We start from the raw sequence: 13,713 nt of genomic DNA on the forward strand, positions 1-13,713 counted from the left end.
AGACCATGAGCGCTTCGCAGACCTCTGATTTCCCCACTCTCCTTGTCAAGATCTTCGGCAAGGACCGTCCCGGTATCACGGCCGGGCTCTTCGACACCCTCGCCGCCTACCAGGTCGACGTGGTCGACATCGAGCAGGTCGTCACCCGTGGCCGGATAGTGCTGTGCGCCCTTGTGACCCTGCCGCCGGCCGGCCTGGAGGGCGACCTGCGCGCCACGGTGCACAGCTGGGCGGACTCCATGAAGCTGCAGGCCGAGATCATCTCCGGTCTCGGTGACAACCGCCCGCGCGGGCACGGCAGGTCGCTCGTGACCGTGCTCGGACACCCGCTCACAGCGGAGTCGACGGCCGCGATCGCCGCCCGGATCACCGGGACCGGCGGCAACATCGACCGTATCTTCCGGCTGGCCAAGTACCCGGTGACCGCTGTCGAGTTCGCCGTGTCCGGTACGGAGACCGAGAAGCTGCGCACCGCGCTGGTGACCGAGGCGGCGGCCCTCGGCGTCGATGTCGCGGTGGTGGCGGCCGGGCTGCACCGGCGTGCCCAGCGCCTGGTGGTCATGGACGTGGACTCGACGCTCATCCAGGACGAGGTCATCGAGCTCTTCGCCGCGCACGCCGGGTGCGAGGACGAGGTCGCCGAGGTGACGGCGGCCGCGATGCGCGGGGAGCTGGACTTCGAGCAGTCGCTGCACGCACGCGTGGCGCTGCTCAAGGGGCTCGACGCCTCCGTGGTGGACAAGGTGCGCAGCGAGGTGCGGCTGACGCCTGGAGCGCGCACGCTGATTCGTACGCTGAAGCGGCTCGGCTTCCAGGTTGGTGTCGTCTCGGGCGGATTCACGCAGGTCACGGACGATCTGAAGGAGCGGCTCGGGCTCGACTTCGCCCAGGCCAACACCCTGGAGATCGTCGACGGGAAGCTGACGGGCAAGGTCACCGGCGAGATCGTGGACCGCGCGGGCAAGGCTCGGCTGCTGCGCCGGTTCGCCGCGGAGGCGGGTGTGCCCCTCGCGCAGACCGTGGCGGTCGGGGACGGCGCCAACGACCTGGACATGCTGAACGCGGCCGGCCTCGGCGTCGCCTTCAACGCCAAGCCGGTCGTCCGTGAGGCCGCGCACACCGCCGTGAACTTCCCCTTCCTGGACACGGTCCTGTATCTGCTGGGCGTGACGCGGGAAGAGGTCGAGGCGGCGGACATGCACGTGGACTGAGTGCTCCGACGGAGTGCCTCGCGGCAGGGACCTCTGCACGGGAGTGCCGCTACAGCGACAGGCCCGACACATGGTGGTGCCGGGCCCGTCGCTGTCGACACTGTCGAGGTGGGGTTATTCGGACGGCGCCCAGTACTCGATCAGCGTGGCCGCGCCGGGCTCCAGGCTCTTCCAGGAGCCGGAGAAGGAGAGCACCGCGAAGGCCGCGGCGGGGAAGCCGCGGCGGCCCATCCGCTCCTGCGCGTCTCCCTCGGACTGGCCGGCCAGGATGTCGGCGAGGCCCTGCACGCCGGGGTTGTGGCCGATCAGTAGGGCGTTCTGCACGTCGTCCGGGGTTTCGTTGAGCACGGCGATCAGCTCACCGGGCGAAGACTCGTAGAGCCGCTCCTCATAGACCGTTTTCGGCCGGTGCGGGAGCTCCTGGACGGCGAGTTTCCATGTCTCGCGGGTCCGGATCGCTGTGGAGCAGAGGGCCAGATCGAAGGGGATGCCTGTGTCTGCCAGCTTGAGTCCGGCGGCGGCGGCGTCCTTGCGGCCCCGCTCAGCGAGGGGCCGCTCGTGGTCGGGGACCTGGGGCCAGTCGGCTTTCGCATGCCGGAAAAGGACAATCCTGCGGGGTTCTGCGACGCTCATGGGTCCCAGCTTCGCATGAAACACGCCACGGGGCGCAGGGAGTTGACTGGCCGCCCCGACATGGGGCAAAGGGAGCTCAGGAGCCCTGGTGCAGCACGATCTGCTGGACGCGCTCGAAGAGCCTGCCGACCGCGGGGTCACCGCTCGCCGCCTGGGCGTCCGCGGGGTTGAGTATGAGCAGCAGCAGCGCCACGAAGGCGAGCGCGGGGAGGACGACGGCCCACCAGGGCAGCCTGGTCCCGACGCCACCCCTGGTCGCCGGGTGGGGCCGGGTGTGCGTAAGGGCCGACATGCCGCCTCCGTGGGTGTTCGGGTGATCCGTGCTCCGCGTCCTCGCGGTCACACCTCGAAGTTACGGAATCCGGAGCCCTCAACCCATCCGGTGATCCACCCACTTGACCCTGACACTCGCCCCCTAGGGGACGGTGGGGCTAGCCCCACCATCGCGCCCGGAACGGGTCATGTGCACCTGAGACGACGGGTCACGGTGAGGCGATCGTCGCGATAATGCCGATGATCACGAAGATGGCGAGGAACGCGCCGAAGACGAGCAGCATCTTCTTCTGGCCGTTCTGGGGGTTCGGGTCTAGCACGGGCATGCGGTCAGTCTCGCACTCTTCGCCCGCCCCTTCACGGGCGGGGTCGGCTCACCATCGGCGTCGGATCACCACCTCGGTCGGATCACTACCTCGGTCGGATCACCGGCGAGGTCGGCTCACCGTTGGGGTGTGGGCTCACCGGCGGTGTCCCAGCGCGGCCTCGTCCTCGACGGTGCGGTCGCGCCCGGCCAGGACGCCCATCACGATCTGCGGGAGCATCAGGCCCGTCATCAGCGCGATCGGGGACCCCCAGCCGCCGCTGTGCTGGTAGAGCACACCCACGAGGAGCGGGCCGGGGATCGAGATCAAGTAACCCGCGCTCTGTGCGAAGGCCGACAGCTGAGCGACCCCCGCACCGGTCCTGGCCCGCATGCCGACCATCGTGAGGGCCAACGGGAACGCGCAGTTGGAGACGCCGAGCAGCAGCGCCCACGCCCAGGCGCCGCCGGCCGGGGCGAAATAGAGCCCCGCGTACCCGGCGAGACCGCAGACGCCGAGGGCGACCACGATCGGTCCCTGGCGGGGCAGGCGCGCGGCCAGCCGCGGTATGACGAAGGCCAGTGGCACGCCCATCACCATCGTGACGGCGAGCAGCAGTCCGGCCGTGCCCGCCGGGACCCCCGCGTCGCGGAAGATCTGCGGCAGCCAGCCCATCGTGATGTACGCGGCGGTGGCCTGGAGCCCGAAGAAGACGGCGAGCGCCCAGGCCGTACGGCTCCGGGTGATCCGCAGCGCGGCGGGCTCCTGGCGTGCGGCGGACGCCGAGCCGGTAGTGGGAGCCGGAGCCGCACCACGGGCCGGGGCGGCGCCGGCGTCGGCGGACAACGCCGTGCCCCGGGCCCGTACGAGAGGGATCCACGGCAGCACGGCGACGGCCGCGAGCCCCGCCCAGACGGCGAGGCCTGACTGCCAACTGCCGCCCAGCGCCCGGGCCATGGGCACTGTGACAGCCGCAGCGGCGGCGGTGCCGAGCGCGAGGGCCATGGAGTAGAGGCCGGTCATGGAGCCGACCCGGTCCGGGAACCAGCGCTTGACGATCACAGGCATGAGGACGTTGCTGACCGCGATTCCCATGAGCGCGAGGGCGCTGGCGACCAGGAAGCCGGCCGTGTTCCCGGCGAAGGGCCGGATCGCCAGACCCGCGCTGATCGCCACCATGCCGGCGCAGACCACGGCGCCGGGTCCGAAGCGGCGGGCGAGGCGCGGTGCCGTGACGCCGAAGACGGCGAAGCAGAGCGGCGGTACGGAGGTGAGCAGTCCGGCGACGCTCCCGCTCATGCCGAGCCCGTCGCGCACCTCTTCGAGGAGGGCGCCGAGGCTGGTGATGGCGGGGCGCAGGTTGAGGGCCGTGAGAACGATGCCGACGATCACCAGACGCGTTCGCCACGCGCGCGTGGCGGGTGTTTGGAGTCCTGCGTCCTGTGCGGAGCTGCGTATCGGTTCGGACATCGTCGTCCGGGTTTCCTCGCCAGTCATGAACGCCATCATAGAATCATGGGATGATTGGTTGTCCAACCCTTCGGTGCACGATCCCGGTGGACAACCTCCTGCCGCACGATCTGACACGCATTCCTGACACGCATCCCGGTGCACCCCTGGCACGAAGGACCGTCATGCCGCTGAGCCACCCCCGTCGATCGGCGCTGTCCGAGCAGGTCATCGCCGAGCTGCGGAACCAGATCACCTCGGGCGAGTGGCCGGTGGGCTCCCGCATCCCCACCGAGCCGGAGCTGGTCGAGCAGCTGGGGGTGGCCCGCAACACGGTCAGGGAGGCGGTCCGCGCGCTCGCGCACAACGGTCTGCTCGACATCCGTCAGGGCTCGGGGACCTACGTCCGGGCGACCAGTGAGCTGGCGGGCGTGATGCACCGCCGCTTCGCCGACGCCGATCCGCGACACATCGCGGAGCTGCGCTCCACGCTGGAGTCCAGCGCCGCGAAGCTGGCCGCCGAGCGCCGCACCGGGCGCGACCTCAAGCAGCTGGACGCACTCCTCGTACGCCGCGACGAGGCCTGGGAGTCGGGCGACGCGGAGGCCTTCGTGACCGCCGACACGACCTTCCACCTGGCGGTGATGGCCGCGTCCCACAACGACGTCATGACGGCGATGTACGCGGACCTGGGCGAGGTCGTGCGCGACTGGCTGCGCGAGGACGTGGGCGGGGAGCTGACGCCCGAGACGTACATGGACCACGCGCGCCTGGTGGACGCGATCCGGGCGGGCGACGCCGAAGCCGCGGCCACGGAGGCAGCCGGCTATCCGTTCATGTGCCGCCCGGGGCAGCTCGGCCGGAAGTACCCGGACGTCACCTCTGGTGACTGACCCAGGCCGAGCGGACTTCCTTCCAGCAGCGGCCGGTGAGCCGCACGGTCTGCGCCGGTCCCGCCTCGACCAGGGTCCCGTCGCTGTCGATGTCCCACCACCGCTCGCACTCGATGTGCAGACCGACGTGGTCGGGCTCCGGATACGGGTTGTGGCAGTACGCCGTCACGTACGAACCGTCGACCGCGGTCCGGCACGCCGCCCCGAAGGGCCTCTCGGCGGGCACACGCGCGTGGGGGACGGTTTTCGTGGCGTGCGATGCCGCGTCACAGGGCAGTGCGAGCAGGAGGGTCAGGGCAGCCAGCAACGGAGCGAAGCTCTGGGGCGAGCGCACAAGGGGGACCTCCTCGGCCGTGCTGGGGAGGGCATCTCGGGAGGGGAACTCCTACCAGGGGACTACCGGGGGAACTCCTACTCCAGAGTGGGTGGTTGCCACCCCTCTCCGCCCGGCCGGTGGGGCCGAACGGGTGACGCCCCGCTCCCCGCGCGCTGCGGGAGAACGGGGCGTCGGCACCGTACGAAGACGTTCGCGTAAACGCTTACGCGCCGATCGCGTGCAGACCGCCGTCGACGTGGATGATCTCGCCGGTGGTCTTCGGGAACCAGTCGCTCAGCAGGGCGACGATGCCGCGGCCGGCCGGCTCGGGGTCCTTGAGGTCCCACTCCAGGGGGGCGCGGTCGTCCCAGACGGAGGCCAGCTCACTGAAGCCCGGGATGGACTTGGCGGCCATCGAGCCGATGGGGCCCGCGGAGATGAGGTTGCAGCGGATGTTCTGCTTGCCGAGGTCGCGCGCCATGTAGCGGCTGGTCGCCTCCAGGGCGGCCTTGGCCGGGCCCATCCAGTCGTACTGCGGCCAGGCGTACTGCGCGTCGAAGGTGAGGCCGACGACGGAACCGCCGTTCTGCATCAGCGGCAGGCAGGCCATCGTCAGCGACTTCAGGGAGAACGCCGAGATATGCATGGCCGTGGCGACCGACTCGAACGGCGTGTTGAGGAAGTTTCCGCCGAGGGCGTCCTGCGGAGCGAAGCCGATGGAGTGCACGACGCCGTCCAGGCCGCCCAGCTCCTCTCCGACCAGGTCGGCCAGCCGCCCGAGGTGCTCGTCGTTGCTGACGTCCAGCTCGATGACCTTGGCGGGCTTGGGAAGCTTCTTGGCGATGCGCTCGGTCAGCGTGGGCCGCGGGAACGCGGTCAGGATGACCTCGGCGCCCTGCTCCTGGGCCAGCTTGGCGGCGTGGAAGGCGATGGAGGACTCCATCAGCACACCGGAGACCAGGACGCGCTTGCCCTCGAGAATTCCGCTCATGGTGATCAGTGACCCATTCCCAGTCCGCCGTCAACCGGAATGACGGCTCCAGTGATGTACGAGGCGTCGTCCGAGGCGAGGAACCGCACCGTCGCGGCGATCTCCTCGGGCTGCGCGTACCGGCCGAGCGGCACCTGCTTCACGATGCCCGCGCGCTGCTCGTCGGTGAGCACCTTGGTCATGTCGGTGTCGACGAAGCCGGGCGCGACGACGTTGAAGGTGATGTTGCGCGAGCCCAGCTCACGGGCGAGCGAGCGGGCGAAGCCGACGAGGCCGGCCTTGGAGGCGGCGTAGTTCGCCTGGCCCGGCGAGCCCATGAGCCCGACGACCGAGGAGATCAGCACGACGCGGCCCTTCTTGGCGCGCAGCATGGCGCGGTTGGCGCGCTTCACGACCCGGAAGGTGCCCGTCAGGTTGGTGTCCAGGACGGACGTGAAGTCGTCCTCGGACATGCGCATCAGCAGCTGATCCTTGGTGACGCCGGCGTTGGCGACCAGCACCTCGACCGGGCCGTGCTCGGCCTCGATCTCCTTGTAGGCCTGCTCCACCTGCTCGGTGTCGGTGATGTCGCACTTGACGGCCAGGAAGCCCTCCGGGGGCTCACCCGAGCGGTACGTGATCGCGACCTTGTCGCCCGCGTCGGCGAAAGCGCGGGCGATGGCGAGGCCGATGCCCCGGTTTCCTCCGGTGACGAGAACCGAGCGGCTCAACGGATCACCCTTTCGATAGGCCGGTCTGGTACCTCAAAAACCTATCGGTACCGCCCCCCTTACGGAGAATCGGGCACCGACAGTGGCGTACGGGACTCCCTGTCGGATCCCTACAGAAAGATGTGGCCGCAGGCCCGTCCGCGCGACATGATCGGACCGACAGGCAACGACAGCAGGGAGACCCCCGTGCCTCATTCCATCGACGAAGCCTTCACGGCACTGCCGCTGAGGGCCCTGGCCGACGCGGCGCTCGCGCGGGCCCGGGCGCTGGGCGCCGAGCATGCGGACTTCCGGTTCGAGCGGGTGCGCAGCGCCGCCTGGCGGCTGCGGGACGCGAAGCCCGCCGGATCGTCGGACACGACCGACCTCGGGTACGCGGTGCGGGTCGTGCACGGCGGCACGTGGGGGTTCGCGTCGGGCGTGGACCTGACGATGGACGCGGCGGCGAAGGTCGCGGGTCAGGCCGTGGCGATGGCGAAGCTCTCCGCCCAGGTGATCAAGGCGGCCGGTTCCGACGAGCGCGTGGAGCTGGCCGACGAGCCGGTGCACTCCGAGGAGACCTGGATCTCCTCGTACGAGGTGGACCCCTTCTCCGTGCCGGACGAGGAGAAGACCGGGCTGCTCACGGACTGGAGCGCGCGGCTGCTCGCGGCGGACGGCGTCAGTCACGTGGACGCCTCGCTGCTGACGGTGCACGAGAACAAGTTCTACGCGGACACGGCGGGGACGGTGACGACGCAGCAGCGTGTACGGCTGCATCCCCAGCTGACCGCTGTGGCCGTCGACGAGTCGAGCGGCGAGTTCGACTCGATGCGCACCATCGCGCCGCCGGTCGGGCGCGGCTGGGAGTACCTGACGGGCACCGGCTGGGACTGGGAGTCCGAACTCGGGCGGATCCCGGAGCTGCTCGCCGAGAGAAGATGCGGGCGCCGAGCGTCGAGGCGGGTCTGTACGACCTCGTCGTCGACCCGTCCAACCTGTGGCTGACCATCCACGAGTCCATCGGGCACGCCACCGAGCTGGACCGCGCGCTCGGCTACGAGGCCGCGTACGCCGGCACCTCCTTCGCCACCTTCGACCAGCTGGGCAAGCTGAGGTACGGCTCCGAGCTGATGAACGTCACCGGTGACCGCACCGCCGAGCACGGCCTCGCGACCATCGGGTACGACGACGAGGGGGTGGCCGGGCAGTCCTGGGACCTGGTGAAGGACGGCACGCTGGTCGGCTACCAACTGGACCGCAGGATCGCGAAGTTGACCGGGTTCGAGCGGTCCAACGGCTGCGCGTACGCCGACTCCCCGGGCCATGTTCCCGTACAGCGCATGGCGAACGTGTCGCTCCAGCCGGATCCCGCCGGCATGTCCACCGAGGACCTGATCGGGAGCGTCGACCGCGGGATCTACGTTGTCGGCGACCGGTCCTGGTCGATCGACATGCAGCGCTACAACTTCCAGTTCACCGGGCAGCGGTTCTTCAAGATCGAGAACGGGCGGATCACGGGGCAGTTGCGGGATGTCGCGTACCAGGCGACGACCACCGACTTCTGGGGCTCCATGGCCGCCGTCGGCGGCCCGCAGACGTACGTCCTGGGCGGTGCCTTCAACTGCGGCAAAGCCCAGCCCGGCCAGGTCGCCGCGGTTTCGCACGGCTGCCCGTCGGCACTCTTCAAGGGCGTCAACATTCTCAACACCACGCAGGAGGCCGGGCGATGACCACGACGACCAACAAGCCGCACGAGGTCGTCGAGCGCGCCCTCGAACTGTCCCGGGCCGACGGCTGCGTCGTGATCGCCGACGAGCACTCGACGGCGAATCTGCGCTGGGCGGGCAACGCGCTGACCACGAACGGCGTCACGCGCGGGCGCACGCTGACCGTCATCGCGACGGTCGACGGCCGGGAGGGCACCGCCTCCGGTGTCGTCTCGCGCTCGGCCGTGACCCCCGACGAGCTGGAGCCGCTGGTGCGGGCCGCCGAGTCCGCGGCCCGCGGCGCGAGCCCGGCCGAGGACGCGCAGCCGCTCGTCGAGGGGGTGCCCGCCTCCCCCGACTTCACGGACGCGCCCGCCGAGACCTCGTCGGCCGTCTTCGCGGACTTCGCTCCGGCGCTCGGCGAATCGTTCGCACGCGCGCGTGCGGGCGGACGCGAGTTGTACGGCTTCGCCAACCACGAGCTCGTCACGAGCTATCTCGGTACGTCGACGGGGCTGCGGCTGCGTCACGACCAGCCCAACGGGACGCTGGAGTTGAACGCCAAGTCTCCGGACCGTACGCGTTCGGCGTGGGCCGGGCGGTCGACGCGGGACTTCAAGGACGTGGACCCGGCGGCGCTCGACGCGGAGCTGGCCGTGCGGCTCGGCTGGGCCCAGCGGCGGGTCGAGCTGCCCGCCGGACGGTACGAGACGCTGCTGCCGCCGACCGCCGTCGCGGACCTGCTGATCTACCAGATGTGGTCGGCGGCGGCCCGGGACGCGGTCGAGGGGCGGACGGTGTTCAGCAAGCCCGGCGGCGGTACGCGCGTCGGTGAGAAGCTCACCGACCTGCCGCTGACGCTGCGCAGCGACCCGAACGAGCCGGGTCTTGAGTCCGCGCCCTTCGTGCTCGCGCACTCCTCCGGAGACGATGCTTCCGTCTTCGACAACGGGCTGCCCCTCCGGGCCACCGACTGGGTGCGCGCGGGCGAGCTCGCGCATCTCACGAGCACCCGGCACAGTGCCGGCCTGACCGGTCTGCCGGTGGCCCCCGGGATCAGCAACCTGATCCTCGACGGCGGCGAGGAGAAGTCCCTGGAGGAGATGGTCGCGGCCACCGAGCGGGGTCTGCTGCTGACCTGCCTCTGGTACATCCGCGAGGTCGATCCGGCGACGCTGCTGCTCACCGGGCTGACTCGGGACGGCGTCTACCTCGTGGAGAACGGCGAGGTCGTCGGCGAGGTGAACAACTTCCGGTTCAACGAGTCGCCGGTGGATCTGCTGGGGCGGGCGGTCGAGGCGGGGCGGACGGAGAAGACGCTGCCTCGTGAGTGGAGCGACTGGTTCACCAGGGCCGCGATGCCCGCGCTGCGGGTGCCGGACTTCAATATGAGCTCTGTCAGTCAGGGCGTATAACCTCGTAGCTGGCTGTCACCCGACTGCCCGAAGATCATCCAAGGAGATACGAGAACCGTGACGGACATCGTCGACGAACTGCAGTGGCGCGGGCTGATCGCCCTCTCCACTGACGAGGACGCATTGCGCAAGGCGTTCGCGGACGGTCCCGTCACGTTCTATTGCGGCTTCGACCCGACCGCGCCCAGCCTGCACCTCGGCAACCTCGTGCAGATCCTCACGATGCGCCGGATCCAGAGGGCGGGCAACCGCCCGCTGGGCCTGGTCGGGGGCGCCACTGGCCTGATCGGCGACCCGAAGCCGGACTCGGAGCGCACGCTGAACGCGCCGGACGTCGTGGGCCAGTGGGTCGAGCGGCTGCGCGCGCAGATCGAGCCGCTGCTGGACTTCGAGGGGCCGAACGCGGCGATCATGGTCAACAACCTGGACTGGACGTCCGGGATGTCGGCCATCGAGTTCCTGCGGGACATCGGCAAGCACTTCCGGGTCAACAAGATGATCGCGAAGGAGGCCGTCTCCCGGCGGCTCAACTCCGACGCGGGCATCAGTTACACGGAGTTCAGCTACCAGATCCTGCAGAGCATGGACTTCCTGGAGCTCTACCGGAGGTACGGCTGCACGCTGCAGACCGGCGGCAGCGACCAGTGGGGCAACCTCACCTCGGGCACCGAGCTGATCCACCGGGTCGAGCCCGAGGCCGTGGTGCACGCACTGGGCACGCCGCTGATCACCAAGGCGGACGGCACCAAGTTCGGCAAGACGGAGTCGGGCACGGTCTGGCTGGACCCCGACATGACGACGCCGTACGCGTTCTACCAGTTCTGGCTGAACGCGGACGACCGGGACGTCTCCAAGTTCCTGCGCATCTTCAGCTTCAGGTCCCACGAGGAGATCGAGGAGCTGGAGAAGCAGACCGAGGAGCGTCCGCAGGCGCGCGCCGCCCAGCGCGCGCTCGCCGAGGAGCTGACGACCCTGGTGCACGGCGCCGACCAGACGGCCGCCGTGATCGCCGCGTCAAAGGCCCTTTTCGGCCAGGGCGAGCTGGGTGAACTCGACGAGAAGACGCTGGGTGCGGCGCTCTCCGAGGTGCCGCACGTCCAGGTCGCCGAGCTCGGCCCGGTGGTGGATCTCTTCGCCGAGGTCGGTCTCGTGGCCAGCAAGTCGGCCGCGCGCCGCACGGTCAAGGAGGGTGGGGCGTACGTGAACAATGCGAAGGTCGTCGGCGAGGACGCCGTTCCCTCCAAGGAGGACCTGCTGCACGGGCGCTGGCTCGTGCTGCGGCGCGGCAAGAAGAATCTGGCGGCCGTCGAGGTCACCGGGGTCTGATCGCTCCGCCGGGCGCTCCGCGGGAAGGGCGGTACGGGTACGTAAATGTGCGGGCCCGTCGTGGCTGAGCGCTCCCCCACTCTCGGCGTCGCTCGAGCGGGGGGACCCCCATCGCGGCGGCGGAGCCGCATAGCGTCCCAGCCCCGCGCCCCTTACGGTGCGCGACGAAGGGGGCCGGTTCCCTGAGGGAACCGGCCCCCTTCGCCCGTACCCTCAAGCTCTCCTTCTGCTGCCCCGTGCCGCCGAGTACAGCATGTCGCCGAAGAAGACGACGACGACCGCTGCCGCCAGCTGGAGGCCGTGGCGGCCCCAGTCGATGCCGTTGGTCTCGTCGATGCCGATGCCTCGGGCGATCGCGTTGCCCACGATGGCGCCGATGATCCCGAAGATCGTGGTCAGCCAGAGCGGGCTGTGCTGCTTGCCCGGAATGATCGCCTTGGCCAGGAGGCCGAGCACGAACCCGACGATGATCGCCCACAACCAGCCCATGGCTGCCTCCTGTACGGCTCGACGTGAGCATTTCGCTCAGTCTCGGCCTGCCTGCCGTACGGCGCATGCCGGGCACACCCATACGCGGTACGGCGCAGTCGTCCCCACTCGGACAGGACCTGCCCCGCTCTCGTAGGCGGCGCAGTCGCGGCGTAACGTGGGGACTGTTCGGGCCTGGTTCCCTGACCGGGTACGGACCGGGTACGGGCCGGGGAGCGTCCGATACAGGCGGGTGGTGGAACGTGATGCGGAAGCAGAGCGACGTCGAGGTCTTCCGGATCACCGGAGCCAGGCAGGGACTCGCCGACGATGTACGCGGCAGGCAGCGCCGCTACATCATCTCGATGGCCGTCCGCACGGTCGCGGTGATCCTCGCGGCCACCCTCTGGAACGTCGAACGGCACGTCGCCGTCGTGGCTTTGGTGCTCGGAGCCGTCATCCCCTACATCGCCGTGGTGATCGCCAACGCGGGCCGGGAGAACGCGCCCTCACTGCCGTCCACGTTCGTGACGGCGCCCACCCGTCCGATGCTCACGAGCCCCACTCCGGGCGGCCCCGCGGAATCCGTCCCGGAAGACGTCACGGCCGATCCCGGGGTAGGCGTGCGGGACGAGCCGCACGAGCGGACCCGACCGCAGACCTGACCACGGACGATCCTCCGAACGGAGGATCAAGGGCCGCGCCAAGCTCAAGAAAAGCTCAGATCAATCATGCTGTTCCAGTGCCGGGCGGCGGGTTACCCGTGACATACTTCGTACGCGCTCCGCATCCCCCGTCGGAGCGACGGACCGACGCCGGGCAGCTCCCCCCGTGGCTGCTCGGCGTCGCCTTTTGTGCAACCGTTCCAGCACTTGCACGGCCGTTCCAGCGGCTTCGGCGGTCGGCCCAGGCAGGTTGCAGGCGGTCAGTCCAGCTGCTCCATCGGCACCGCCTTCACGCTGTAGCCGCGCCGGTCCAGCACACGGCCCACGTTCTTCTCCGTCCGCAGCACCACCGCTCGGTCTCCGACCCGGAACCGCAGGTGCGCCATTTCCTTCTCCAGGTGCGCTTCGAGACGGTGTACGTCGTGGACGCCGCGCAGCCACACGTCGAGGATCAGGTTGTGCGGGCCCGCGGTGATCGCGCACAGCCGCAGCTCCGGCAGCGTACGCAGTGAGGCCGAGGCCGCCTCCAGGTGTTCGGCCGGAACGGACGCGAAGTAGACGGCGGAGACGGGCCAGCCGGTCAGCGGGCGGGCCAGGCTGCAGCGCAGGACGAGCTGTCCGGTGGTGAGCAGCTGGTTCAGGCGGCGTCGTGCGGTGGCCACGCTGGTGCCGGTGCGTTCGGCGAGCCGGTTGAGCGGCATTCGGCCGTCCTCGCCGAGGGCCACCACGATGCGCCGGTCGAGCGGGCGCAGCGGCTCCGCGGGCGTCGGCTGCTGCTCGGGCGGGCGGAGCAGGGCGCGCTGGTCGGCGGAGAGGCTGCGCAGCCGCCAGCGGCTGCCCTCGAAGGGCGCGGCGGTGACGACGTGCGAGCGCGTCGAGCGCACACCGGGGCAGCGGGAGATCCGCTCGCCGATGTAGTCGACGAGACCGTCGAGGTCGTACGCCCAGACGATGGCCAGGATGTCCCGGGCGCCCGAGGTCTGCTTCACGCTCATCGCCTGGACGTCGTGCGCGAGGAGCTGGGCGACCCGGGAGGCCTGGGCGGCCTCGGTGACGATCTCGACCTGGGCCAGGACCCTGCCGTCGGCGGCCGGGACCAGATAGCCGTCCACCCAGGCGGCACCGTTGTCCGTGAGCCGCTTCCAGCGCCGGGCGACGGTGACCGCGTCCACGCCGAGCGCCTGGCCGACCAGGGCCCAGGGGGCTCGCGGCTGGATCTGCAGGGCGTTGACGATCGCGAGGTCGAGTTCTTCGAGCTCCTGCGGTGGTCCTTTTTCCTGCATGTCGAGCGCCTCACTGAACGAATCCTGCGAATTGACGGCCACGTTGCTCCCTGATCGGAGGCTACCGCTCTCAGTGACCGGCATGAC

The 13,713-nt window shown here is 70.1% G+C and carries 14 protein-coding genes and 1 pseudogene; 6 read left to right on the forward strand and 9 right to left on the reverse strand.

What is annotated here, in order from left to right:
- Positions 1–5 precede the first annotated feature (5 nt).
- Positions 6–1,211, forward strand: coding sequence for a phosphoserine phosphatase SerB (serB, locus tag ACTWQR_RS33545; RefSeq protein WP_443230969.1), 1,206 nt, complete (start codon positions 6–8; stop codon positions 1,209–1,211).
- A 114-nt stretch (positions 1,212–1,325) separates the two neighbouring features.
- On the opposite strand, the gene ACTWQR_RS33550 is transcribed toward serB, so the two are convergent.
- The 4 genes from ACTWQR_RS33550 to ACTWQR_RS33565 form a co-directional block, all read right to left on the reverse strand.
- A complete protein-coding gene (locus ACTWQR_RS33550; RefSeq protein ID WP_443230970.1) occupies positions 1,326–1,844 on the reverse strand; it encodes a SixA phosphatase family protein in 519 nt (172 codons plus the stop codon).
- A 76-nt stretch (positions 1,845–1,920) separates the two neighbouring features.
- On the reverse strand, positions 1,921–2,136 hold the full coding sequence (locus ACTWQR_RS33555) for a hypothetical protein (protein WP_443230971.1): 216 nt from the start codon (positions 2,134–2,136) through the stop codon (positions 1,921–1,923).
- Between the two features lie 190 nt (positions 2,137–2,326).
- On the reverse strand, positions 2,327–2,443 hold the full coding sequence (locus tag ACTWQR_RS33560) for an SGM_5486 family transporter-associated protein (RefSeq protein WP_443230972.1): 117 nt from the start codon (positions 2,441–2,443) through the stop codon (positions 2,327–2,329).
- A 135-nt stretch (positions 2,444–2,578) separates the two neighbouring features.
- Positions 2,579–3,919: a CynX/NimT family MFS transporter gene (locus ACTWQR_RS33565; RefSeq protein ID WP_443230973.1), complete on the reverse strand. Its 1,341-nt coding sequence runs from the start codon at positions 3,917–3,919 to the stop codon at positions 2,579–2,581.
- A 137-nt stretch (positions 3,920–4,056) separates the two neighbouring features.
- On the opposite strand from ACTWQR_RS33565, the gene ACTWQR_RS33570 reads away from it, so the two are divergent.
- Positions 4,057–4,764: a FadR/GntR family transcriptional regulator gene (locus ACTWQR_RS33570; RefSeq protein WP_443230974.1), complete on the forward strand. Its 708-nt coding sequence runs from the start codon at positions 4,057–4,059 to the stop codon at positions 4,762–4,764.
- Here the strand turns inward: ACTWQR_RS33570 and ACTWQR_RS33575 are convergent.
- The 3 genes from ACTWQR_RS33575 to fabG form a co-directional block, all read right to left on the reverse strand.
- Positions 4,748–5,098, reverse strand: coding sequence for a hypothetical protein (locus ACTWQR_RS33575; protein ID WP_443230975.1), 351 nt, complete (start codon positions 5,096–5,098; stop codon positions 4,748–4,750). The two genes, ACTWQR_RS33570 and ACTWQR_RS33575, sit on opposite strands and share 17 nt — an antisense overlap.
- Positions 5,099–5,303: 205 nt before the next feature.
- The gene (gene fabI, locus ACTWQR_RS33580; RefSeq protein WP_443230976.1) at positions 5,304–6,071 is read right to left on the reverse strand and encodes an enoyl-ACP reductase FabI; all 768 of its coding nucleotides are present in this window, start codon (positions 6,069–6,071) and stop codon (positions 5,304–5,306) included.
- 5 nt (positions 6,072–6,076) lie between these two features.
- Positions 6,077–6,781, reverse strand: coding sequence for a 3-oxoacyl-[acyl-carrier-protein] reductase (gene fabG / locus ACTWQR_RS33585; RefSeq protein WP_443230977.1), 705 nt, complete (start codon positions 6,779–6,781; stop codon positions 6,077–6,079).
- 147 nt (positions 6,782–6,928) lie between these two features.
- Here fabG and ACTWQR_RS33590 point away from each other — a divergent pair.
- The 3 genes and pseudogenes from ACTWQR_RS33590 (at position 6,929) to tyrS (ending at position 11,210) form a co-directional block, all read left to right on the forward strand.
- Positions 6,929–8,493 (forward strand): annotated as a pseudogene (locus ACTWQR_RS33590) (TldD/PmbA family protein).
- Positions 8,490–9,884, forward strand: coding sequence for a metallopeptidase TldD-related protein (locus ACTWQR_RS33595; RefSeq protein ID WP_443230978.1), 1,395 nt, complete (start codon positions 8,490–8,492; stop codon positions 9,882–9,884). Before ACTWQR_RS33590 ends, ACTWQR_RS33595 begins: the two are co-directional and overlap by 4 nt.
- Before the next feature lie 57 nt (positions 9,885–9,941).
- Positions 9,942–11,210 (forward strand): tyrosine--tRNA ligase, encoded by a 1,269-nt coding sequence (tyrS, locus tag ACTWQR_RS33600; protein WP_443230979.1) that lies wholly within the window; start codon positions 9,942–9,944, stop codon positions 11,208–11,210.
- A gap of 213 nt (positions 11,211–11,423) precedes the next feature.
- Here tyrS and ACTWQR_RS33605 read toward each other — a convergent pair whose 3' ends face one another.
- A complete protein-coding gene (locus ACTWQR_RS33605) occupies positions 11,424–11,699 on the reverse strand; it encodes a GlsB/YeaQ/YmgE family stress response membrane protein (protein WP_443230980.1) in 276 nt (91 codons plus the stop codon).
- Between the two features lie 245 nt (positions 11,700–11,944).
- Here ACTWQR_RS33605 and ACTWQR_RS33610 point away from each other — a divergent pair, with 245 nt between their 5' ends.
- A complete protein-coding gene (locus ACTWQR_RS33610; protein WP_443230981.1) occupies positions 11,945–12,343 on the forward strand; it encodes a DUF3099 domain-containing protein in 399 nt (132 codons plus the stop codon).
- A gap of 260 nt (positions 12,344–12,603) precedes the next feature.
- Here ACTWQR_RS33610 and ACTWQR_RS33615 read toward each other — a convergent pair whose 3' ends face one another.
- Entirely contained in the window at positions 12,604–13,626 is a 1,023-nt protein-coding gene (locus ACTWQR_RS33615; protein WP_443231029.1) for an Lrp/AsnC family transcriptional regulator, read from the reverse strand.
- Positions 13,627–13,713: the final 87 nt, after the last annotated feature.

This window comes from Streptomyces sp. 2A115 (assembly GCF_052245575.1).
Classification (GTDB): Bacteria; Actinomycetota; Actinomycetes; order Streptomycetales; family Streptomycetaceae; genus Streptomyces.